This is a genomic window from Pseudomonas sp. GL_093, from assembly GCF_057837605.1.
This window is the reverse complement of sequence record NZ_CM174448.1, coordinates 5,679,864-5,701,383: the sequence shown is the minus strand read 5'-3', so window position 1 is coordinate 5,701,383 and position 21,520 is coordinate 5,679,864. Positions and strand designations below refer to the sequence as shown.

21 protein-coding genes are annotated in these 21,520 nt (G+C 59.8%); 13 read left to right on the top strand and 8 right to left on the bottom strand.

The window, feature by feature from the left end; genetic code table 11:
• Positions 1 to 10: 10 nt before the first annotated feature.
• The 3 genes from AC3IUE_RS26265 (at position 11) to AC3IUE_RS26255 (ending at position 2,969) form a co-directional block, all read left to right on the top strand.
• A complete protein-coding gene (locus tag AC3IUE_RS26265; RefSeq protein ID WP_461999701.1) occupies positions 11 to 1,003 on the top strand; it encodes an NAD-dependent epimerase/dehydratase family protein in 993 nt (330 codons plus the stop codon).
• A gap of 118 nt (positions 1,004 to 1,121) precedes the next feature.
• Entirely contained in the window at positions 1,122 to 1,997 is an 876-nt protein-coding gene (locus AC3IUE_RS26260; protein ID WP_489264206.1) for an ATPase, read from the top strand.
• 123 nt (positions 1,998 to 2,120) lie between these two features.
• Positions 2,121 to 2,969 (top strand): cache domain-containing protein, encoded by an 849-nt coding sequence (locus AC3IUE_RS26255; protein WP_489264205.1) that lies wholly within the window; start codon positions 2,121 to 2,123, stop codon positions 2,967 to 2,969.
• A 49-nt stretch (positions 2,970 to 3,018) separates the two neighbouring features.
• Here AC3IUE_RS26255 and AC3IUE_RS26250 read toward each other — a convergent pair whose 3' ends face one another.
• The 4 genes from AC3IUE_RS26250 to pobA form a co-directional block, all read right to left on the bottom strand.
• Positions 3,019 to 3,843, bottom strand: a complete 825-nt coding sequence (locus tag AC3IUE_RS26250) for an IS4 family transposase (RefSeq protein WP_489264204.1) — start codon at positions 3,841 to 3,843, stop codon at positions 3,019 to 3,021.
• A complete protein-coding gene (locus AC3IUE_RS26245; protein ID WP_489264203.1) occupies positions 3,836 to 4,183 on the bottom strand; it encodes a DUF4372 domain-containing protein in 348 nt (115 codons plus the stop codon). Before AC3IUE_RS26245 ends, AC3IUE_RS26250 begins: the two co-directional genes overlap by 8 nt.
• Positions 4,184 to 4,387: 204 nt before the next feature.
• Positions 4,388 to 5,905 carry an MDR family MFS transporter gene (locus AC3IUE_RS26240; protein WP_489264202.1) on the bottom strand — a complete coding sequence of 506 codons (1,518 nt, stop codon included), beginning with the start codon at positions 5,903 to 5,905 and terminating at the stop codon, positions 4,388 to 4,390.
• An 80-nt stretch (positions 5,906 to 5,985) separates the two neighbouring features.
• A complete protein-coding gene (gene pobA / locus AC3IUE_RS26235; protein WP_489268954.1) occupies positions 5,986 to 7,170 on the bottom strand; it encodes a 4-hydroxybenzoate 3-monooxygenase in 1,185 nt (394 codons plus the stop codon).
• 188 nt (positions 7,171 to 7,358) lie between these two features.
• Here pobA and AC3IUE_RS26230 point away from each other — a divergent pair, with 188 nt between their 5' ends.
• Positions 7,359 to 8,255 carry a helix-turn-helix domain-containing protein gene (locus tag AC3IUE_RS26230; RefSeq protein WP_008156068.1) on the top strand — a complete coding sequence of 299 codons (897 nt, stop codon included), beginning with the start codon at positions 7,359 to 7,361 and terminating at the stop codon, positions 8,253 to 8,255.
• 9 nt (positions 8,256 to 8,264) lie between these two features.
• Here AC3IUE_RS26230 and AC3IUE_RS26225 read toward each other — a convergent pair whose 3' ends face one another.
• Both AC3IUE_RS26225 and AC3IUE_RS26220 read right to left on the bottom strand, forming a co-directional pair.
• Positions 8,265 to 8,441, bottom strand: a complete 177-nt coding sequence (locus AC3IUE_RS26225; protein WP_170206612.1) for a hypothetical protein — start codon at positions 8,439 to 8,441, stop codon at positions 8,265 to 8,267.
• A gap of 131 nt (positions 8,442 to 8,572) precedes the next feature.
• Positions 8,573 to 9,478: a LysR family transcriptional regulator gene (locus tag AC3IUE_RS26220; RefSeq protein WP_489264201.1), complete on the bottom strand. Its 906-nt coding sequence runs from the start codon at positions 9,476 to 9,478 to the stop codon at positions 8,573 to 8,575.
• A 114-nt stretch (positions 9,479 to 9,592) separates the two neighbouring features.
• On the opposite strand from AC3IUE_RS26220, the gene AC3IUE_RS26215 reads away from it, so the two are divergent.
• Positions 9,593 to 10,474 carry an MBL fold metallo-hydrolase gene (locus AC3IUE_RS26215; RefSeq protein WP_489264200.1) on the top strand — a complete coding sequence of 294 codons (882 nt, stop codon included), beginning with the start codon at positions 9,593 to 9,595 and terminating at the stop codon, positions 10,472 to 10,474.
• A 41-nt stretch (positions 10,475 to 10,515) separates the two neighbouring features.
• On the top strand, positions 10,516 to 11,130 hold the full coding sequence (locus AC3IUE_RS26210; RefSeq protein WP_489264199.1) for an NAD(P)-dependent oxidoreductase: 615 nt from the start codon (positions 10,516 to 10,518) through the stop codon (positions 11,128 to 11,130).
• A gap of 131 nt (positions 11,131 to 11,261) precedes the next feature.
• Here the strand turns inward: AC3IUE_RS26210 and AC3IUE_RS26205 are convergent, their stop codons facing one another.
• A complete protein-coding gene (locus tag AC3IUE_RS26205; protein ID WP_489264198.1) occupies positions 11,262 to 12,143 on the bottom strand; it encodes a LysR substrate-binding domain-containing protein in 882 nt (293 codons plus the stop codon).
• A 159-nt stretch (positions 12,144 to 12,302) separates the two neighbouring features.
• On the opposite strand from AC3IUE_RS26205, the gene AC3IUE_RS26200 reads away from it, so the two are divergent.
• The 6 genes from AC3IUE_RS26200 (at position 12,303) to AC3IUE_RS26175 (ending at position 19,725) form a co-directional block, all read left to right on the top strand.
• On the top strand, positions 12,303 to 13,940 hold the full coding sequence (locus AC3IUE_RS26200; RefSeq protein WP_489264197.1) for a 5-guanidino-2-oxopentanoate decarboxylase: 1,638 nt from the start codon (positions 12,303 to 12,305) through the stop codon (positions 13,938 to 13,940).
• Positions 13,937 to 15,385: an aldehyde dehydrogenase family protein gene (locus AC3IUE_RS26195; RefSeq protein ID WP_489264196.1), complete on the top strand. Its 1,449-nt coding sequence runs from the start codon at positions 13,937 to 13,939 to the stop codon at positions 15,383 to 15,385. Before AC3IUE_RS26200 ends, AC3IUE_RS26195 begins: the two co-directional genes overlap by 4 nt.
• 218 nt (positions 15,386 to 15,603) lie before the next feature.
• Positions 15,604 to 16,707, top strand: coding sequence for an extracellular solute-binding protein (locus AC3IUE_RS26190; protein WP_056741351.1), 1,104 nt, complete (start codon positions 15,604 to 15,606; stop codon positions 16,705 to 16,707).
• 193 nt (positions 16,708 to 16,900) lie between these two features.
• A complete protein-coding gene (locus tag AC3IUE_RS26185) occupies positions 16,901 to 17,809 on the top strand; it encodes an ABC transporter permease (protein WP_046049702.1) in 909 nt (302 codons plus the stop codon).
• A complete protein-coding gene (locus AC3IUE_RS26180; protein ID WP_489264195.1) occupies positions 17,806 to 18,654 on the top strand; it encodes an ABC transporter permease in 849 nt (282 codons plus the stop codon). Before AC3IUE_RS26185 ends, AC3IUE_RS26180 begins: the two co-directional genes overlap by 4 nt.
• 15 nt (positions 18,655 to 18,669) lie before the next feature.
• Positions 18,670 to 19,725, top strand: coding sequence for an ABC transporter ATP-binding protein (locus AC3IUE_RS26175; RefSeq protein ID WP_489264194.1), 1,056 nt, complete (start codon positions 18,670 to 18,672; stop codon positions 19,723 to 19,725).
• A 135-nt stretch (positions 19,726 to 19,860) separates the two neighbouring features.
• Here AC3IUE_RS26175 and AC3IUE_RS26170 read toward each other — a convergent pair whose 3' ends face one another.
• The gene (locus AC3IUE_RS26170; RefSeq protein WP_046049699.1) at positions 19,861 to 20,790 is read right to left on the bottom strand and encodes an AraC family transcriptional regulator; all 930 of its coding nucleotides are present in this window, start codon (positions 20,788 to 20,790) and stop codon (positions 19,861 to 19,863) included.
• Positions 20,791 to 21,125: 335 nt separating this feature from the next.
• Between AC3IUE_RS26170 and AC3IUE_RS26165 the strand changes: the two genes are divergently transcribed.
• Entirely contained in the window at positions 21,126 to 21,479 is a 354-nt protein-coding gene (locus AC3IUE_RS26165) for a putative quinol monooxygenase (protein WP_046049698.1), read from the top strand.
• Positions 21,480 to 21,520 lie beyond the last annotated feature (41 nt).

The following is a 21,520-nucleotide window of genomic DNA, read 5'->3' as shown; positions in this document are numbered from 1 at the left end:
GGAGCAATTCATGAAGATTCTGGTTACCGGCGCAAGCGGCTTCATCGGCGGGCGCTTTGCGCGTTTTGCCCTGGAGCAGGGCCTGGACGTGCGGGTCAACGGTCGCCGGGCCGAAAGTGTGGAGCATCTGGTGCGCCGTGGCGCCGAGTTCATCCAGGGGGACTTGAGCGACCCGGAACTGGCACGCGATCTGTGCTCAGACGTCGAAGCCGTGGTGCATTGCGCCGGTGCGGTCGGTTTGTGGGGGCGCTATCAGGACTTCCATCAAGGCAATGTCCAGGTCACTGAAAACGTGGTCGAGGCCTGTCTTAAACAGCGGGTTCGGCGACTGGTGCACTTGTCGTCGCCGTCGATCTACTTTGATGGCCGCGATCACTTGGGGCTGACCGAAGAACAGGTGCCCAAGCGCTTCAAGCATCCCTACGCCGCGACCAAATACCTGGCCGAGCAAAAAGTTTTCGGCGCTCAGGAGTTCGGCCTCGAAACCCTGGCCCTGCGCCCGCGTTTCGTGACGGGGGCTGGCGACATGAGCATCTTCCCGAGATTGCTGAAAATGCAGCGTAAAGGACGGCTCTCAATCATCGGCAACGGCCTGAACAAGGTTGATTTCACCAGCGTGCAAAACCTCAATGAAGCGTTGCTCAGCAGTTTGCTGGCCAGTGGTTCGGCGTTGGGCAAGGCCTACAACATCAGCAACGGCACGCCGGTTCCGCTGTGGGACGTGGTCAATTACGTGATGCGCAAGATGGATGTCCCACAGGTCACGCGCTACCGTTCCTACGGCTTGGCCTACACCGTAGCGGCGCTCAACGAAGGGGTGTGCAAGTTGTGGCCGGGTCGTCCCGAGCCGACCCTGTCGCGCCTGGGCATGCAGGTGATGAACAAAAATTTCACCCTGGACATCAGCCGCGCCCGGCATTATCTGGACTACGATCCCAAAGTCAGTCTCTGGACCGCCCTCGATGAATTCTGCGGCTGGTGGAAGGCCCAGGACATCCGCTGACGCGCGGGTTAGCGCCGCCGCACTGAACCGAGTTCGGGGTTGAGGGTCAATCGATGCGGCAGTGGGGGTTATACTGCGCCGCATCAAGCCATCACCGCGTTCCTCAAAGGTTGACTCAATGTCCATGCGTAACGATGCCAACGACGACTTCGACGATGTACCGAGCCTGCGTGCCGATAGCCTCGACGACGATGATTTTCCGACAAGCGCTCGTACCTCCGTGCATTCGCGGACCACGCCAGTCGTCAAAGTCAAAAGCCCGAGCACCGGCCCGCTGTGGGCGCTGGTCGGCGCCTTGTTCTTCGCGTTTGCAGGCCTGGCCTGGTGGAGCTTTCAGCAGCTCTCGCTGATGGAGCAGCAATTGGTGGCGACCCAGGAAAGTTTCGCGCGTATCAGTGAGGATGCGGCGGGGCGCTTGCAGGACATTTCCGGCAAGGTTGTCGCCAGTCAGACCAACGTCAGCAGCGACAGCGAAGCCTTGAAGCTGCAAATCAAACAGCTGGAAAGCAAGCTCCAGGATCAAAGCAAACAACAGCAAGGCGTTGTCGGCCAGACCACCGATCTGGACAAGCGCCTGGCACTGATGAGCGCACAAACCACCGATCTGGATAAGCGCTTGGCGCAGATGACCACTCAGACCACTGAGCAACAGACCGCCACCATTCAGTTGCAGGCTCAGGTCAAAGTCTTGAACAGCGATGTCGCCGTGCTGAAAAGCAACCCGGCGGACACAGACAAATTCGACGTGCAACTCAAGAGTCTTGGCTCCGACATCGTTGCGCTGAAGAAACAAGGCAACCCGAGCGCCGCCATCGAGCGTCTGGAGCAGGAAGTCATCATCCTCAAAAGCCAACAGGACAATCGCCCGGCCGCGACGCCAGGCGGGACCAATACCGCCGAATTCGACGCCTTCCGTAGCCAGGTCACCCGCAACATCAACACCCTTCAGGCGCAGATCCAGAATCTGCAGCAGCAGCTGCGCGCCCGGCCTTGAGCCATGAATCATTCCCGGATTTCCCGGGAATGATTTCCTTACACACTGCCATTCGCTGAATATCCATACATACCCCATTGCCGTCTACGCTCTTGAAACACCGACAAGAACGAGGGATGCGCAATGGGGTTTTTGCATAGGATGGCCTTGCTGGGCGTGATGCTTTTGCTGTGCCTGGGCCAGGTTCAAGCTGCCGGCACGGAAAAGGACGACAGCCAGGCGGCCAAAGCCTTGCTGGAAAAAGCCTTGGCGTACTACCACGACAATGGTGACAAGGCCTTCGCTGCTTTCAGCCGTCAGGGCGAGTTTGTCGACAAGGATCGTTACGTGTTCGTGGTCGACACCAAGGGCGTGATGCTCGCCAGCGGCGGGCCGTCTTCGGCGTTGATTGGCCGTGATGTGTCCGATGTGCTCGGGCCGGATTTGCAGAAAGCCTTCAAAGACGCTTTGAACGTGCCGGAGGGCAATGGCATTCAGCAGGCCGAATATCGTTGGCAGAACTGGTCCGACGGCAAAGTCGAACGCAAACATGTGTTCTACCAGCGCATCGGTCAGCGGATCCTGGCGGTGGGGTACTACTTGCCACGGGCCTCAGCGGAACAGGCGATGGCGTTACTGAACAAAGCAGCGACCGATCTGGCCAAGGACGAGAAGGGCACGCTCACGGCCATCAACTCCCTCAAGGGCGGTTACTTGCAGGATGACCTATACGTCTTCGTCGTCGACCTGGATAACCAGCGTTATGTCGCCCACGGCACCAACCTGCGGTTGATCAATACCGATTTCAGCAAGATCAAGGACCCGGAAGGCAAGCCGGTTGGGGAGCCGATCCTGGCGCTGATGGCCAAGCAGGACTACGGCGAATACGAGTACCGCTGGAAAAACCCGGTGACCGGCAAGGTCGAGGACAAGCATGCCTACCTGAAAAAGGTCGGGCATTTTCTGGTGGCTGTCGGGTATTACAGCCCTTGAGCAATGATCGTTCCCACGCTCCGCGTCACTAGTGTCCGGTAAACATGTTTCATAGCTGAAGGCTGCCTTGGGCAGCCTTCAGCTTTTCTCGCTGCGGCCTTCGTCGTTCTCTGAACACTTGAGCGTCGGGCCGTTCATGCAGGACATGAATAATACGAACCGTCAGCTCAAACAACGAACCGGGAAACCCTGAGCGCCGGTGGAACAGGTGCAGCAACAAGTAGCTGATCAAGGCGCTGTAAATTTGCAGGCGCACGGCGTTTTCGGAAAAGGCATAGAAGCGCTTGAGCTTCAGATGTTGCTTGATCCACTTGAAAAACAGCTCGATCTTCCAACGCTCTTTGTACAAGTCCGCGATTTCTTCAGCTGTTCTTGTGAAGTCATTGGTCACCAGGACTAATGGCGTGGCATGCCCGTCGCGCTTAACCACAACGCGTCTTACCGGTTCTTCCCGGTAGTCATTCAAACGTTTGCCGCCCAAATGTTTTTTGCCGAACAGGACGACCTCATCGGTCATGACCGGGCCTTGTTCGGCCACAGTTGAGTGCTCGTGCAACACCTTGATATTGGCGTTTTTCTTCAGGCGGGTGACGAAGAAAGCGCCCTTGGTCTGCAGCTGGTGCCACCAGTTGTAATCGCAGTAGCCCTTGTCAAAAACGTAGGTCATGCCGGCCTGAATTGGCATCTCCAGCGCATCGCTCAAGTCGTTGACGTTGGCGTGGGTAATGCTCACGTACACCGGGGCCAACTGCGCCAGATCCAGCCCCACATGCACTTTGAGCCCTTGCGTGATGCGGGTTTTCGTCGCGGCAGTCCAGTCATTGAAGTTGGGGCCACGCAAGGTGATCGAGGTGGAATCAATCAGGCTAACCATGGCGCCGGCTTCCTTGCGCTGCTGGCGACTGACGCCGCGCAACAGGGCAGATATCCTGGAACGGCCGGTAATCGCGCTTGTTCAAAGCATCCGACAATGTTGAACGGGCGATGGGACCGACCTGGAGATGGTAGTTATGCGGGGCCAGGTTTTCGGAATAAATCGCCAAGGAGCGCAGGCTCAAGGCTTGGGTCAGATGGCCATAAACCATTGTCGCCAGCAATTGCCAGGAGGTGCAGCGCTTGACGTAGCGATCAGCCTGGTGCTTTTCGATCGATTGCTGGAGGAACGGGCGCGGGATCGCACTGAGCAGCTGGGCCAAGCGGGTGCTGGTAAACATGAGTCAAAATCGAGTCTGAAAAATCCGATTATGACTGAAGACCGCCAACAGCAAGGGGGAGCAAGCTCCCCCTTCGGTTTTTACCGGACACTAGTGACGCTCCGCGTGGGAATGCAGCCCGGGACGCTCTGCGTCCCACGAGCGGACGCAGAGCGTCCATTGAGGCATTCCCACGCAGAGCGTGGGAACGATCAGTCGGAGGGATTATCGGACTTTATCCTCACGCCCCCGCAACACCATATTCGGCATGGCAATCGCCGCCGCCAGCCCCAGCAGCGACACCGCCGCGCTAACCATCAGCAAATGTTGAAAGGTCAGCAGTAGCTCGGCACGCAAGGCGTTCTGCGCATCCCCCGGCGCGGCGTTCAAACCATCGAGCAAGACGTTCCCCGAACTGCCCTCGGCAATCATCGAAGACCCTGCCAGGTGGGCAAAACTTGAGTCCTGCAACAATGCCAGCAGCAGGGCTGACATCAACGCCACACCCACCGCGCCGCCCAATGAGCGGAACAGGTTGGTGGTGCTGGTGGCGACACCGATGTCCCGTTGTGCCACCGAGTTCTGCGTACCGACCAAGGACGTCGGGAACTGCATGCCGCTAGCGATCCCGCTGAGCAACATAAACAAACTACTGAGCACAAAGGCCTGGGGAGGACTGAACGCCATACCGAGAATCGAGATCGGCATAAGCAGGGCACCCGTCAGAATCATCGGTTTGTAGCGCCCGGTCACCGAGGTTCGGCGGCCGGCGAAATACGCCCCGATCGGCAAACCTATCGCCAGCGGCAACAGGTGCAATGCGGCGCTGTCGGCTCCGGCGCCGGTCACGCTCTGGAAGCGCAGCGGCATCAACACAATCAGCGAGATCGCCTGGAAACTGGTGAAGAAGATCGTGCACCAGCACAGGATCGCATTGCGATTGGCGAACAAATGCATCGGCAGCAGCGGCTCCCGCGCCCGGCGTTCATGCCAGACGAACAGCGCCAGTACCAACACTGCACAACCGAGCAGGCCCAGCACTTGCGCACTGCGCCACGAATGGCCCTGACCGACCTGGGTGATGCCCAGCAACAAGGCGGTCAAGCCGATGATCATCAGCAACGTGCCGAGGTAATCGATGATCGGTTTGCGTTGCGGCACTGGCAAACCCACCAGCGTTCGATTGGCCACCAGCCAGGCACCGAGGCCCAACGGAAGATTGATCAAGAACACCCAGCGCCATGACAGGTACTCGGTCATGTAACCGCCGAGTACCGGGCCGGCCACGCTGGCCACGGCGTACATGCTGCTGAAATAGCCTTGATAGCGGCCGCGCTCCCGGGGCGGCACGATGTCGCCGATGATCGCCTGGCTGACCGAAATCATCCCGCCGGCGCCGATGCCCTGAAGAATCCGCGCCAGCACCAGCTGTTCCATGCTCTGGGCCATGCCGCAAAAAAACGAAGCGACCGTGAACAACCCCATGCCAAACAGCATCAACTTGCGGCGACCGTACAGATCACCCAGTTTGCCGTAGATCGGCACCGCCACCGTCATCGCCACCATGTAGCCGGAAATCACCCAGGCCAGCAGGCTGACGTCCTTGAATTGTGCGGAAATGGCCGGCATCGATACGGCGACGATGGTCTGGTCCAGCGCGCCAAGAAAGATTGCCAGCATCAGGGCGATCAACACGCTGCGAATGGCCGGTTTGGGCGTTTCAGGCTGGTTGAGATTGGTCACGGGTTAGAACCTGCGGACAGTGATTGACCCGCAAGGAGCAAGGCGAGCGGGGATGCTCGCCAGTGTAAGTCGGTAGCAGGCTATTCGATAGCCTCGTATGGAAGACCGACGTAATTTTCTGCAATGGTTTTTCGACCGGCCTCGGAGTCGACGAAGTAGCCCAGTTCCGACTCGGCAATCCGCTGGCTGAAGGCGTCGTTATCGTCGAAGCGGTGCAGCATCGAGGTCATCCACCAGGAAAACCGTTCGGCTTTCCACACCCGGCGCAGGCAGACCTCGGAGTATTTCTCCAGCAAATCCACACGGCCTTCTCGGTAAACTTTCAGCAGAATGTTGAACAGCGTACTGACGTCGCTGGCCGCCAGGTTCAGGCCCTTGGCGCCGGTGGGCGGGACGATGTGCGCGGCGTCGCCGACCAAAAACATCCGTCCGTACTGCATCGGTTCGACGACAAAGCTGCGTAACGGCGCGATGCTTTTTTCGATGGAAGGCCCAGTGACCAACGACGCTGCCAACTCGGAAGGCAGACGGGATTTGAGTTCATCCCAGAAGCGCTGATCCGACCAGTTCTCGACGTGCTCGTCGGCCGGTACCTGAAGGTAATAGCGGGTGCGGGTGGCCGAACGCATGCTGCACAGGGCAAAACCGCGCTCATGCCGGGCATAAACCAGCTCTTCGTGAACGGGCGGCGTGTCAGCGAGGATGCCGAGCCAGCCAAACGGATAGACCCGCTCAAACACCTTCAGGCATTCGGCAGGAATCGACTGTCGGGCCACGCCATGGAAACCGTCGCACCCGGCGATGTAGTCGCAATCGAGTCGATACAGCTCGCCGTCCTTCTCAAAAGTCACGAACGTCTCTTCGGTTTTCATCCCGTGAGGAACGACGTTGCGTGCCTCGTAAATCGTCTGCGCGCCGGCCTCCCGACGAGCGGCCATCAGGTCGCGAGTGACCTCGGTCTGACCGTAGATCATCACCGTTTTGCCACCGGTCAGGGCTTGCAGATCGATGTGTACGCGGCGTGCGTCGAGGGCCAGTTCGAAGCCTCCATGGACCAGCCCTTCGGCGTCCATGCGCTGACCCACCCCAGCCTGGCGCAACAGCTCTACCATGCCTTGTTCGAGGACGCCGGCACGGATTCGTCCGAGCACATAGTCCGGGGTCTGGCGTTCGAGAATGAGGGTGTCGATGCCGGCGTTGTGCAGCAATTGGCCGAGCAATAAACCGGACGGACCGGCGCCGATGATGGCGATTTGGGTTTTCAGCGTTTTCATTGTTTTTATGGCTCGCAAGCTTCACACGACCAGGGCCGGTGAATAATTTTTATGGATCGAGTGCTTGCATTTTTCTCTCGCGAGTCTGTCAATTGAAGGGGAAAACTGAGCCGATACCTGTACATTCTGCCAATCGGTGCGATTATCGCCCGCCTACCCCCGAGGCCTGGATTGAAGTGATGAACAAGCCTGACCTACCTTCGATTCCAGTGTTCAAGCTCTACGGTGAAAGCCTGGATTGGCCGACCCCGGACTTGCTGCACTGTGAAACCATTTCCAAACGCAGCCGCGAACACCAATGGGAAATCAAACCCCATCGTCACGCCGATTTGTGCCAGTTGCTCTTCGTATTCAAAGGTCAGGCAGAGCTTGAAATCGAAGGCAAACGTACGCAATTGACCGAGCCGGCGATCCAGATCCTGCCACCGCTGTCGGTGCACGGCTTCCGGTTTTCCGAGGACGTCGAAGGGTTTGTCGTGACCCTTGCCGCGCCGCTGGTCGCCCATCTTCAGGCGCAACTGGGCAACTCGGTGAACGCCCTGGCCCAGGCCGAAAGTTATCCGGCGGGCAAGGAAGGCGAATACCTCAACAGCCTGTTTTCAGCGCTGCAAGACGAATACACCGGCCACCAGCCGGCTCGCGAAATGCTTATGCATTCGCTGGTCAGCGTGATCATGGTGTGGGTCAGCCGCCAGGTGATTTCCCGTCGCAACGCCAGCCAGCGTCCGCAGCGTGCCCGGGAATACCTCAACGGTTTTATCCAACTGGTGGAAGAGACCTATCGCCAACACGTCAAGGTCGAAGACCTGGCCCATCGGCTGGGGATTTCCGTGTCCCACCTCAACGGCACCTGCCGTGAGCTGGCGGGACAACCGGCGTTGCAGATCATGCACGAGCGTCAGTTGCTGGAGGCCAAGCGTTTGCTGACCTATACCAGCATGACCATTTATGAAATGTCCGACGTGTTGGGGTTCTCTGATCCGACCAACTTCACGCGCCTGTTCCGGCGTCGAGTGGGGATCTCGCCCAAGGCATTTCGCGACCGCTTGAAGGCTGATCAGGACAACGAGGCCTGATCCCCTTCGTTACTTGAGGGCGTTGAGGGTCGCGTTGTGGGGAATGCAGCGTTCGAAGTTGCAGCTCGCGTATTCACGGGGCAGTTGTCGCAACTGCTCGACGCGCCAGGCCGCGGTGCCATACAGCGCGAGCGTGGCCGCGCAGGTGATGAAAATAGCGAGGTATCTTCTTGTTTTGATGTTCATGGCGTTGACCTCTGAACGAATACCCTTCGGTACTACTTTCAGCATAGGTCAGCGCCAGTGAGTTGCCAGCCGCGCGGCTTGCACATGTAACCCGACATTCAGAACACTGATGAACCCCTGTGCCTGATCGGTTACAGGCCGATATCCCACTCCGGCTCTTCCGGAAATCTGAGCCCCAGGAAATCCAGCATGCTGCGCAACGCCGCCGGCATGTGTTTGCGTGAGGCATATACCGCGTAAACGTTCATCTGCCGAGGTTCGGCGTGGGGCAGCAGGCGGATCAGTTCGCCGCTGTGGATATGCACGCCGGCCTGATAACTGGGGAGCATCGCCACCCCGGCACCGGCCATCGCCGCGCGCAACAGCGTGCTGGCTTCGTTGGCGCTGATGTTGCCCTGCACCGGCACTGACACCTGCTCGCCGTCCTCCTCGAAATGCCAGAGGCTTTTGCCGAAGTAGGAGTGGGTCAGGCAATTGTGCTGGCTCAGATCCTCGACCCGCCGCGGTGTCGGGTGTTCGAGCAGATAAGCGGGGGAGGCGCAGATCACCGAGCGGCAGACCGTCAGCCGTCGTGCGATCAGGTTCGGGTCCAGGTCGTTGCTGGTGCGGATCGCCAGATCGATGCGCTCATCCACGAGGTTCACCGTGCGGTCGAGCATCTGCAGGTCGATGCTGACGCCGGGATATCGTTTGACGTAAGCGGCCATAGCATCCGCCAGTTGTGCCTGACCAAACGAAGTGCTGACGCTGATGCGCAGCAGGCCGCGTGGTGCCTCGTCCGGTTCGCTGACGGCGGCTTGCATGTCCGTGGACAAGTCGAGCATCTGCCGACACCGAGGCAGGATTTCACTGCCGGCGGCGGTCAGGCTCAACTTGCGCGTGGTGCGGTGCATCAGGCGTGCGCCGACCCAATCCTCCAGCTCCGCCAGATAGCGCGAAACCACCGGCCGTGACAGGTCCAGGTGATCGGCGGCGGCCGACTGGCTGCCGAGGTCAACCACTGTGACGAACACCCGCATTGCTTGTAGACGATCCATGATTTGCCCGCTTTCAGAAACAAACTATGTTCAAGCATCGCATTTTTTGTACTGAGTCATGCAACTAAGCTCTGTCCCATCGCCAAGCACGGCATTCGGACAACGGAGCAACAGATGATCGGCTTCACCTCGCTTAAACGTATTTTGCTGGCCACCGCCACACTCGGTTTTGCCGCCCATGCAGCGGCAGCATCGAGCCTGACCCTGGATGTCTACAACCCGGGCGACAAGGCGATTTTTCCAGTGACCTCGGTGTTGGTCAGCGGCGAGAAAGACGCGATTTTGGTGGATGCGCAATTCGGCAAATCCCAGGCCGAGCAAGTGGTCGAGAAGATCCGCGCCAGCGGCAAGCAGCTGACCATCATCTACATCAGCCACGGTGACCCGGATTACTACTTCGGTCTCGACACCCTGACCGCCGCATTCCCCAACGCTAAAGTGCTCGCCTCGCAGCCGACGGTGGATCACATCCAGAAAACCGTCGACGGCAAACTGGCGTTCTGGGGGCCGAAAATGGGCGCCGATGTACCGGCCAAAACCATCGTGCCGCAGGTACTCAAAGGCGACAGCCTGATGCTCGAAGGGCAGAAGTTGCAGGTGGTGGGGCTTGAGGGCAAGCAGCCGGATCGCACCTTTGTCTGGATTCCGTCGATCAAGGCAGTGGTCGGTGGCGTCGTCGTCGCAGAGAACATCCACGTGTGGATGGCCGACACCCAGACGCCGCAGTCCCACGCCGATTGGTTGACTACGCTGCACGCCATCGAAACCCTGAAACCGAAAACCATCGTGCCGGGTCATTACCTTGGTGAGAGCGCCCGTTCGCTGGCCGCCGTGCAGTTCACCGCCGATTACATCAAGGCGTTCGACGATGAAACCGCCAAGGCAAAGGACGCTGCCGCGCTGATCGCCGCGATGAAAAAACGCTACCCGAAGCTGGGTGAAGAAAGCTCGCTTGAGCTGAGCGCCAAAGTCGCCAAGGGCGAGATGAAGTGGTAACCCGATTCACCCACTCACACTGATCCACACTGGAGAACGTCATGAGCAAGATCGCAATCATTGGTGCCACCGGTCGTGCCGGTAGCCAACTGCTGGAAGAAGCCCTGCGCCGTGGTCACAGCGTTACCGCCATTGCCCGCGACACCTCGAAGATCGGCCAGCGGGCCGGTGTGGTCACCAAGAATGTCGATGCCCTTGATGCCCAAGCGTTGCAAGCGGCCGTTGCGGGCCATGACGTGGTGATCAGCGCTGCGCACTTCGCGACCCTTCCTGCCAGCGCCGTCATCGGGCCTGTGCAGAAGGCCGGGGTGAAACGTTTGCTGGTGGTGGGCGGTGCCGGATCGCTGTTGCTGCCGGACGGAACACGCGTCATCGACAGCGAGGGTTTTCCGCAGGCGTACAAGGCTGAGGCCAGCGCGGGTGCGCTGTTTCTGGAAAACCTGCGGCAGGAAAAAGAGTTGGACTGGACCTTTGTGTCGCCATCGGCAGAGTTTGTCGAAGGTGAGCGCACGGGGGCGTTTCGGGTTGGCAAGGATGATTTGCTGGTGAGCAGTGCAGGGCGTAGCTGGATCACTTTTGCTGATTATGCGATTGCGATGTTGGATGAAGTGGAAGCGCCGAAGCATTCTCGGCAGCGGTTCACAGTCGGGTATTGAGTCCCACTGAAAACTAATGTGGGAGCGAGCCTGCTCGCGAATGCGGCGTGTCATTCGGCATTGATGGCACTGATACACCGCTTTCGCGAGCAGGCTCGCTCCCACAGGGTTGCGCGCGAAGCCTGCAGGGCTCAGCGGCTCTGAGCCTGCGCCACCAACCACCCCATCAACTCACGCAACTTCGGCGAAGGTCCGGGTTTTTCCGGGAAAACCAGGTAATACGCCAACCCGGTCTTCACCTTCAATTCAAACGGCATGACCAGCCGCCCCGCACTCAAATCATCGCCAATCAGCGACCAATCCCCGATCGCCACGCCTGTCCCTTGGGACGCCATCGACATCGCCAGGTCCAGCGTTTCGAAATGCTGACCTTTGCCGACATTGCTCAAGCGAATATCCGCGGTGGCCAGCCAGGCTTTCCAGTCCCGTTCATCCCGGGTCGGGTGCAGCAGCATGTGCTGCTCCAGATCCTCCGGCGTCATCAGCGGCACTGGACCTTCCAGCAGAGGTTTGGAGCAGACCGGTGTCAGTTGCTCATCGAACAAATGAAAAGAGGCCAGCGCGCTGTCCGGCGGTGCGCCATACATCACCGCTGCATCGAACTGCTCGCGATGAAAATCCACACCGTGCTTGACCGTGGTGGTCAATTCCACCGGCACATCCGGGCGTTCCCGTTGCCACTGCAACAGCCGCGGCAACAGCCAGCGCATGACGCACGTCGGGGCCTTGAGTTGCAGGGTTTCGCGCTTCTCGCCGATCTGCTCCACCGCCTCGTCGATCAAGCCGAAAATCTGCTGGACCCGTGGCAGCCATTCCCGTCCTTCGGCCGTCAGGTCTAGGCCGCGGGCCTGGCGAATGAACAGTTCATAACCCAGATGTTCTTCCAGCCCGGCGATCTGCCGACTCACCGCGCCTTGGGTGATGTACAGCTGTTCGGCAGCACGGGTGAAGTTGCAGCACTGCGCGGTAATCAGAAAAGTGTGCAGCGCCGGCAGGGGAGGCAATCGTTTCATTGGGATCCAAGGTATGACGTGAGGACATGGCTAGTATGACTTTTTATCCATTGTTGCGGCTACGTGTCGCCCGTTCCAATGAGGCCATCCCTGGACCTGCCCACTCATCATAAACACTGCGCAGGTCCGGCGTCTCAAACGAACAAGAAGGGCAAAGACATGGCGACGTGCGGCGAAGTATTGGTCAAGTTACTCGAAGATTACGGGGTTGAGCAGGTGTTCGGCATTCCCGGGGTTCACACCGTGGAGCTGTATCGCGGGCTGGCCCGTTCGAGCATCAACCACGTCACTCCGCGTCACGAACAGGGCGCCGGTTTCATGGCCGACGGTTACGCTCGCACCAGCGGCAAACCGGGTGTGTGCTTCATCATCACCGGCCCTGGCATGACCAACATCACCACCGCCATGGGCCAGGCCTACGCCGACTCGATCCCGATGCTGGTGATCTCCAGCGTGCAATCGCGCAGCCAGTTGGGCGGAGGTCGCGGCAAGCTGCACGAGCTGCCAAACCAGAGCGCATTGGTCGGTGGCGTGGCGGCGTTCTCCCACACCTTGATGTCGGCGGCTGAATTGCCGGGCGTCCTGGCTCGCGCTTTTGCACTGTTCCAGGCCGGCCGTCCGCGTCCGGTGCACATCGAAATTCCGTTGGACGTCCTGGTCGAAGAGGCCGATGACCTGCTCGCCAGCGTACCGGTCAACATCGACCGCGCCGGTGCCTCGCCGAGCGCAATCAGCCGCATGACCGCGCTGCTGGCCGGTGCCAAGCGCCCACTGATTCTCGCCGGTGGCGGCGCCATCGATGCCGCCGCCGAGTTGACTGAACTGGCCGAGTTGCTGGACGCCCCGGTGGCCCTGACCATCAATGCCAAAGGCATGCTCGAATCCAACCATCCGTTGCTGATCGGCTCGACCCAAAGCCTGGTCGCGACTCGCGCTCTGGTGGCTGAAGCTGACGTGGTGTTGGCGATCGGCACCGAACTGGCCGAGACCGATTACGACGTGACCTTCGCCGGCGGCTTCGAGATTCCTGGCGTGCTGCTGCGTGTGGACATCGACCCCGACCAGACCGTGCGCAACTACCCGCCGAAAATCGCGTTGGTAGCCGACTCGCGCAACGCGGCTCAAGCCTTGCTGAGCGAACTGTCCCACCACTCGCTGGCCGAGCGCCGTAACGATTGGGGCCAGGTCCGTGCCGCACGCTTGCGCGACGAATTGGCCGCCACCTGGGACGCTCCGACCCTGGCCCAGACCCGCTTCCTGGAAACCGTCTTGCACGAACTGCCAAACGCAGTCTTCGTCGGCGATTCGACCCAACCGGTGTACACCGGCAACCTGACGTTCAACCCGGAACGCCCGCGTCGCTGGTTCAACTCGTCCACCGGTTACGGCACCCTCGGTTACGCCTTGCCGGCAGCGATTGGCGCCTGGCTCGGCGGTAGCGTTGAAAACGGCGCGCGTCCTCCAGTGGTGTGCCTGATCGGCGACGGCGGCCTGCAATTTACCCTGCCGGAACTGGCCAGCGCCGTTGAAGCGCGCACCCCGGTGATCGTCCTGCTGTGGAATAACCAGGGCTACGAAGAGATCAAGAAATACATGGTCAACCGCGCCATCGAACCGGTTGGCGTGGACATCTACACCCCGGACTTCATCGGCGTGGCCAAGGCGCTGGGCTGTGCCGCCGAAGCCGTCTGCGGTGTCGAGCAACTGCGCAGCGCACTGCGCGCCGCCGCCGATCGCCAGGGCCCGACCCTGATTGAAATCGATCAGACTGTGTGGATGAAGGCGGTGTCGAAATGACTTTCCCTACGACCCTCGACGGCCTGTTCATCGACGGACAATGGTCCGCTGGCAACGAACACCTGCGCGTGATCAACCCGGCCACCGAAGCCCTGTTGACCACCGTGAACGGCGGCGATGAACGTGCTGTCGATCAAGCCGTCACTGCCGCAACCAACGCTTTCAAGGAATGGTCGAAAACCACCGGCGCCGAGCGCGGCGCGATCCTGCGCAGAATTGCTGCGGGCGTGCAGGCCGGTCGCGAACAGTTGATGCATTTGCAGTCGAGCAACAACGGCAAACCACTGTTCGAAGCGGCCATCGACGTCGACGACGTGATCGCCACCTTCGAGTACTACGCCGGTTTAGCCGAAGGGCTCGATGCCAAGCAAGACAGCAATGTGGAGCTGCCAACCGACGACTTCAGCGCTCGTGTGCGCCGTGAGCCGTGCGGTGTGGTCGGCCTGATCGTGCCGTGGAATTTCCCGATGGTCACCACCGCCTGGAAACTCGCCCCGGCCCTGGCCGCCGGTTGCTGCGTGGTACTCAAGCCGTCCGAAGTCACGCCGCTGCCGGAACTGGAACTGGCGACGATCATCGCCGAGGCCGGTCTGCCCAAGGGTGTGTTCAACCTGGTCTGTGGCACTGGCCTGGCCGTCGGTGCGCCGTTGTCGGCTGACCCGCGCATCGCCAAGATTTCCTTCACCGGCAGCAACGCCGTCGGTGTTCAAGTCATGCAACGTGCCGCAGAAACCGTGAAGGGCGTGAGCCTGGAGCTGGGCGGTAAATCCTCGCTGCTGGTGCTCAAAGACGCTGACATCGAACTGGCCGTGGAAGTGGCCTGTGGCGGTGGATTCTTCAACGCCGGGCAGATGTGTTCGGCCACCAGCCGCGTGCTGATCGCCGATGAACTGGCGGACGAATTCCTCATCCGGTTGAAGGCTCGCGCCGAAGCCATTCGCGTGGCCGACCCGTTCGACCCGAACGTGGAAATGGGCGCACTGGTCAATCAGGCGCAATACCAGCGCGTACTCGGCCACATCGATCGCGGCTTGAGTGCCGGCGCCAAGCTGGTTTGCGGCGGCAATCGCCCGGCAGACCTGCCGCGCGGCTATTTTTTGCAGCCGACGATTTTCACCGAAGTGCCCCTCGACAGTGCGCTGTGGTGTGAAGAGATTTTCGGTCCGGTGATCTGCGTACGCAGTTTTGCCTCCGAAGCCGAGGCGATTGCCCTGGCCAACGACAGCCAGTTCGGTCTGGTGGCCAGCGTGGTCACTCGCGACGCGGAAGCGGCAGATCGGGTCGCCAACGCCTTGCAGGCGGGGCTTGTGTGGATCAACGCGCCGCAAGTGATCTTCCCGCAGACCGCTTGGGGTGGCTACAAACAGAGCAGCATCGGCCGCGAATTGGGGCCGTGGGGTTTGCAGGCTTTCCAGGAAATCAAACACGTGATTCGAGCGGTCTGACGGCTCGAAAAGGGTCAGCGCATGCCTCGTGATGAGGCATGCGCTGGCGTCATGGCTTCAATGAGTTTTTATCGATAGTCAGGTGTTTTGCACGACCTCAGGATGAACCCGTCGGCTCAGCGCAAACCCCGTGAATACGGGGGCTTGAAGCAGATCTGGCGGCGCAGATGCAACGGTTGCGACCAGCCTCATACCTACAAAAACAAAGGGAGTCCGTAATGGGCGAGCATGATCTGAACAGACGTCAATTCATCAAAACCGTGGGCGTAGCCTCGGTGGCAGCGGCCGCTATGAGCATGCCGTTCATCAAGGCTAACGCCAGCGACACACGCTTTGCGGGCAAGACCCTGCGTTTGCTGACCTGGTCCGATGACACCGGCTTGGCAGCCCTGCGTAACATCGCCGCGACCTTCGAAGACAAGTACGGCTGCAAGGTCATCGCTGACCGTACCGGCAGTACTTCGGAAATGGTCGCCAAACTCAAGGCTGGCGGTGATCGTCCGCAGTACGACATCATCACCCTGGCCGGCGTCGGCGCCGAAGGTCTGGCCGCCGCCAACCTGCTGGAAAAACCCGACCTCAACCGCATCCCGAACCTGGTCGACGTACCGGAAAAATACCGCACCGGCGCCAATGGCCACGGTATCGGTTACCTGCTCTGGTGCAACAGCCTGGTCTACAGCACGCGCACTCAGAAAGAAGCGCCGGACAGCTACGCCGCCCTGTGGGACGCCGACGCTGCGCCGAACATCTTCCTGCCGCCGCCAAACTGGACCGAGGCCATGGACCTGATCATCATCGCCGCCAAACTGGCCGGTGGTGACGAACACAACATTGAGCCGGGCTTCAAGAAACTCGCCGAGCTGAAAGATCGCGTGGTCACCCTGGGTGAAAACCCGAACCAGATCGCCGAGCTGTTCCGCACCGGTTCCCTGGACATGGGCGGCCTGTACGCGCCGGCATTCTTCCCGAAACAGATCCGCGATCCGGCCTACGGTCTGAGTGCAACCTTTGGCATGAAGGAAGGTTTCTACACCGACTTGATGCAATCGGTAATGCCGAAGAACCGTCCGGGCGACACCGACATGGCGTACGCCTTCATCAACCACTCTCTGGACCCGTTGGTGCAGGGCAAGATGGCTGAAGACATCTACAACGGCCCGGTCAACGCCAAGGCGATCATCTCCGCCGAAGCGCGCAAGAGCCCGTTCATCCTCACGCCAGAGCAGATTGCCGAGAAGGCGATCATGCACGACAACGCCTTCCTGGCCACCGTGCATGACCAATGGATTCGTCGTTACACGGAAATCTTTTCTTCCTGATCGAGTGACGAACACAGGATCTTCAACCACTGAAGATCCCCTGTGGGAGCGAGCTTGCTCGCGATTGCTGACTGTCATTCAACATTGATGTCGACTGATACACCGCTATCGCGAGCAAGCTCGCTCCCACAGGGGGCGAAGTGGCTTCAAGTCTTGTGTTTGTCAGCTGCTTTCCATTGACGAGACCCTTGCTATGGAACACCAACCTCTGACTCATCCGGTCGCCGCCGCTCCTGTGCGCGTCAATCGGGGTGTTTCGCCGACGACGCGTGCCTGGATTTTCCTTTCGCCGTCGATGCTGTTTCTGGGCGTATTGATCGCCGCCAGCCTGCTGGTACTGCGCATGAGCGTGGGCACCAAGGGCGCGGAATGGACCGGGTTCAGCCTGGCCAGTTACGCCCAACTGCTGGAACCGTATTACCTCAAATCCTTGCTGCTGACCCTGCGCTTGGCGTTGATCAGCGCGGTGATCGCGGTCGTGTTGGCGATCCCGGTGGCCTACACCATGTCGCGGCTGACCTCACCGTTTGTGCGACGGATCTTCCTCGCCGCGGTGCTGCTGCCTTTGCTGGTCAACCTGCTGCTGCAAAGCTACGGCTGGCTGGTGATTCTTGGCCCAGGCGGGATGCTCAATCAGGCACTGATGGGCCTGGGCCTGATCAAGCGCCCGATCATGTTGCTCTACAACCAGAACGGCGTACTGATGGGCCTGGTGCAAACCGCGTTCCCGTTGGCCGTGCTGCCGATTGCCAGCGCCATGCGCGGCGTCGCCCGTACTTATGAAGAAGCCGCTGCAACGTTGGGTGCCAGCCGTTTGCAGGTGTTCCGTCAGGTGGTGCTGCCGATGAGCATGCCGGGGATCATCACTGGCGCGACGTTGGTGTTCGCCTACAACGCCAGCAGCTTCGTGGTGCCTTTGCTGCTCGGTGGCCGACGCGTGCCGATGCTGGCCGTGATGGTCCATGACCAGATCGCCCCGCTGATGAACTGGCCCGCCGCCTCCGCTGCCGGTGTGGTGTTGATTGTCACCACGCTCGCGATCATGACCTTGTCCGAATACATCACTGGCCGCCGTCGGCGCATGCTGGAGGCTTCGCAATGAGTACCCTGATCAAGAAACGTTATGGGCTGCTGCCGAGCGAGACCGGCAAGTTTGCCGGCATCCTGTCGGGCTTCATCCTGCTGCTGGCGGTGTTGCCGATCCTGACCATGATCGTAATGTCGTTCAGCGGCTCGTCGAACCTCGACTTCCCGCCGAGCAGCTACAGCCTGCAATGGTACAAAGCGGCCTGGCACACCTTCGTCTCGCCGGACGCCAGCGACGTGCTGAGCCTGGGCAAAGCCATGACCACCAGCCTGATGGTCGCGTGCCTGACCATGGTGTTTGCAACGATCATCGCAGTGCCTGCGTCTTATGCGCTGACCCGTTGCGAGTTCCGCGGCAAAGCCGTGGCGCTGCAATTGATGTCGCTGCCGTTGGTGTTTCCGATGGTGGTGTTGGGGCTGGCGTTGCTGCTGGTGTTCGACAGCCTGCCGTTCCAGATGACCACCTCGCGGCTGGTGATTGCCCACGTGATCCTGGCGCTGCCGTTCGTGGTGAAAAACTGCACCGCCGCGATGCTCTCCATCGGCAGCGAAGTCGAGGAGGCCGCGCAAATGCTCGGTGCTTCGCCGACCCGGGCGATTGTCGATGTGGTGGTGCCGCTGATGAAATCGGGGATTCTGGCGGGGATGCTGCTGGCGTTCATCGTCTCGTTCAACGAATTCACCGTGACCTACTTCCTTTACACCATCGACGTCATGACCGTGCCGATCTGGATGTACAGCCGCACCGTGTCTTCGCTCGACCCAACCGTTTTCTCGTTTGCCGTGCTGATCGTGCTGATCGACTTCGTCCTGATCTGGGCGTTGGAGAAGCTGGTTGGTGAAGGTGGCGTTTCGTTCTGATTCTTGAGGTGCAACATGACTGGTCTGATTCTGGAAAACGTCGAGAAACATTACGGCTCGGCCTGCGCGGTAAAGGATGTAAACCTGCATTTGCCTGAGGGCAAACTGGTGTGTTTCCTCGGCCCGTCGGGCTGCGGCAAAACCACCTTGCTGCGGATGATCGCAGGGCTTGAAACCCTGAGCGGCGGCGAGATTCGCCTGGACGGTGAAGACATCGGCCACACGCCTGCGCATCAACGTAATTTCGGCATGGTGTTTCAATCGCTGGCGCTGTTCCCGCACATGACGGTGGGGGAGAACATCGCCTATCCGCTGAAATTGCGTGGCGTCAGCAAGGCTGATCAGCAGGCGCGGGTGGTGGAGTTACTGCAACTGATTCAGTTGCAGGAAATGATCGACCGTCCGGTGTCGAAACTCTCTGGTGGCCAACGTCAGCGCGTGGCGATTGCCCGGGCGATTGCGAATCACCCAAAAATTCTGCTGCTCGACGAACCGCTGTCGGCGCTGGACGCCAAGCTGCGTGAATCGATGCAGGTGGAAATCCGTCAGCTGCAACAACGCTTGAACATCACCACCATCATGGTGACCCACGACCAGCGTGAAGCCATGACCATGGCGGATATCGTTGTGGTATTGGGTGAGCATCGCGTGCAGCAGGTGGGCACGCCGATTGAGATTTATCGTCACCCGGCCAATGAATTTGTCGCGGACTTTATCGGCTCGGGGAATATTTTCCCGGCCACGGCACTGGGCAACGGCAAGATCGGGTTGCCAGGTGGCGATGCGCTGGAAGTGTCGATCTGCAGCAGCATCGTGGTCGGTGAGAAAGTGAAGATGCTGATTCGCCCTGAGGACCTGCAACTGTCGCATCCGCAGGCGACGGCGGGGAATCGCTTGCTCGGTAAGGTGACATTCGTGCGTGATATTGGCGCGACGATTGAAACGACCGTGGAGTGTTCCGGGGTGTCGTTTACGGCGTTGAGTACGCCGTGTCAGGGGTTTGGGTTGAGCATTGGCAACCCGGTTTCGGTGACACTTCCTGCCGAGGCGTGCCGCGTACTCGGCGCCTGACTGACTGTCCCCATCGCGAGCAGGCTCACTCCCACATTTGATCTGAGGTGTTCACAAATTCTGTGTTCACAGGCGATCAACTGTGGGAGCGAGCCTGCTCGCGATGAGGTCGGCAAAACCAGCACAAAAACCAGATCAGACGGTCAACCGCAACCGCGCCAAATCCCGGAGCGGCGGAGCCCCGAACAAACGGCTGTACTCCCGGCTGAATTGCGAAGGGCTTTCATACCCCACCCGATACCCCGCCGCCGAAGCCTCCAACCCTTCCGCCAGCATCAACCGTCGCGCTTCTTGCAGGCGCAGTTGCTTCTGATACTGCAACGGACTCATCGCCGTCATCGCCTTGAACCGGTGATGCAACGTCGACACGCTCAGGTTCACTTCCTTCGCCAGATCATCGATGCGCAGCGGCTGTTCATAGTTGCCGTTAAGCCATTTGATCGCCTGGCTGATGCGATGGCTCTGGCTGTTGGCGATTGCGATTTCGTACAGCCGATGACCCTGCTGGCTACGCAATAGTCGATACAGGATTTCCCGGCGAATCAGCGGTGCGAGCATGGCGATGTCTTTCGGTGCATCCAGCAAACGTGCCAGACGCAACACCGCGTCGAGCATCGCGGTGTCGATCCGTTCGACATACAGTCCACGACCGGTAGGGCGGGTCGGTACGCCCAAAGGGCCTGCGTCGGCGATCAGCGCGGAGATTTCTGCCGGATCAATATCCAGCCGCACCGCGAGGATCGGTTCTTCAGACGTGACGTTCACCACTCGTCCGCTCAATGGCATCGAGACCGACACCACCAGGTAATTCAGCGGATCGTAGTTGAAGTACTCATCGGCCAGCCTGACCTCTTTACGGCCCTGCGCCATGATGCACAGCGCGGGTTGCGCCAGTACCGGGGCAAATTCATGGGACTGGCTATGGCGAGACATGAAGAGCGAGCCGACGGCAGTCGCATAAGTGCCATCCTCCGCCGTGTTTTGGCGAATGATAGCGGCCAGTTCCGCGCGCTGTTTCTCCATGTCGGCGTCCAGCGGGGCTTGAAAGTGATCGAGCGACGACATGCTAGGCATCCTCGGCAAGGCGTTGGTAATGAGGCGAGCTTAAGTTTGTGCAAGATGAAGCGGTAGACACATCCTGCCTCAACCTTGCCTGATTCTGCACGGAGTGAATTAACGGCACCTCTATGACAGGGCAACCCAAGGAAAACTTGCTTGAAAGCCCTGTTTCATTGGCGCGAAAGCTTTTACAGGTTGTTACAGGTTTTTCGAGAAGCCGCGCAGGATTGTGCAATAAGCCGGCAGGAATCGACTAACCGCGCTTCCACCGGCGCGCTTAACCTTGGATCCTGTCGCAGCCCGTCCCACGGCTGCCACTCGAGTACCTGGGAGGGTTGAACATGTCTACGCAGATCCCCGTCAGTCATATGGCCTTTGTCCGCGCCCGCGCCGGGCGTTCGGCGGAACTCGGTGCGCGCCTGAGCGCCTTGATCGAGCCGTCCCGCAGCGCACCGGGTTGCCTGAATTTTGCCCTGCAACATTCGCAGTGCGATCCGGAGTTGTGGCTGGTGTCCGGTTTCTGGATGAACCAGCAGGCCATGACCGCTTACTTCAGCACCCCGGCCATGCAGATTTTTGCCGGGTTGGTGCAAGACCTGGTGGTCAACAGCCTGGATTTTCATACCTTCAAGGACGTGTCGGCCGCCCAGGCGCTGGGGCAGTCTCAGTCGTGGGTACACAAAATGGCGGGTTGAGGGTTTAATGGCTCAATTCTCCATTCAGCCAGGATCCGCGA

Coding starts and splice junctions, on each gene's coding strand:
- AC3IUE_RS26205 (WP_489264198.1), bottom strand. CDS start 12,143: ATGAAACGATTGCCTCCCCTGCCGGCGCTGCACACTTTTCTGATTACC.
- AC3IUE_RS26190 (WP_056741351.1), top strand. CDS start 15,604: ATGGGCGAGCATGATCTGAACAGACGTCAATTCATCAAAACCGTGGGC.
- AC3IUE_RS26225 (WP_170206612.1), bottom strand. CDS start 8,441: ATGAACATCAAAACAAGAAGATACCTCGCTATTTTCATCACCTGCGCG.
- AC3IUE_RS26260 (WP_489264206.1), top strand. CDS start 1,122: ATGTCCATGCGTAACGATGCCAACGACGACTTCGACGATGTACCGAGC.
- AC3IUE_RS26255 (WP_489264205.1), top strand. CDS start 2,121: ATGGGGTTTTTGCATAGGATGGCCTTGCTGGGCGTGATGCTTTTGCTG.
- AC3IUE_RS26245 (WP_489264203.1), bottom strand. CDS start 4,183: ATGTTTACCAGCACCCGCTTGGCCCAGCTGCTCAGTGCGATCCCGCGC.
- AC3IUE_RS26200 (WP_489264197.1), top strand. CDS start 12,303: ATGGCGACGTGCGGCGAAGTATTGGTCAAGTTACTCGAAGATTACGGG.
- AC3IUE_RS26250 (WP_489264204.1), bottom strand. CDS start 3,843: ATGGTTAGCCTGATTGATTCCACCTCGATCACCTTGCGTGGCCCCAAC.
- AC3IUE_RS26195 (WP_489264196.1), top strand. CDS start 13,937: ATGACTTTCCCTACGACCCTCGACGGCCTGTTCATCGACGGACAATGG.
- AC3IUE_RS26180 (WP_489264195.1), top strand. CDS start 17,806: ATGAGTACCCTGATCAAGAAACGTTATGGGCTGCTGCCGAGCGAGACC.
- AC3IUE_RS26175 (WP_489264194.1), top strand. CDS start 18,670: ATGACTGGTCTGATTCTGGAAAACGTCGAGAAACATTACGGCTCGGCC.
- AC3IUE_RS26230 (WP_008156068.1), top strand. CDS start 7,359: ATGAACAAGCCTGACCTACCTTCGATTCCAGTGTTCAAGCTCTACGGT.
- AC3IUE_RS26220 (WP_489264201.1), bottom strand. CDS start 9,478: ATGGATCGTCTACAAGCAATGCGGGTGTTCGTCACAGTGGTTGACCTC.
- AC3IUE_RS26165 (WP_046049698.1), top strand. CDS start 21,126: ATGTCTACGCAGATCCCCGTCAGTCATATGGCCTTTGTCCGCGCCCGC.
- AC3IUE_RS26170 (WP_046049699.1), bottom strand. CDS start 20,790: ATGTCGTCGCTCGATCACTTTCAAGCCCCGCTGGACGCCGACATGGAG.
- AC3IUE_RS26215 (WP_489264200.1), top strand. CDS start 9,593: ATGATCGGCTTCACCTCGCTTAAACGTATTTTGCTGGCCACCGCCACA.
- AC3IUE_RS26265 (WP_461999701.1), top strand. CDS start 11: ATGAAGATTCTGGTTACCGGCGCAAGCGGCTTCATCGGCGGGCGCTTT.
- AC3IUE_RS26210 (WP_489264199.1), top strand. CDS start 10,516: ATGAGCAAGATCGCAATCATTGGTGCCACCGGTCGTGCCGGTAGCCAA.
- AC3IUE_RS26185 (WP_046049702.1), top strand. CDS start 16,901: ATGGAACACCAACCTCTGACTCATCCGGTCGCCGCCGCTCCTGTGCGC.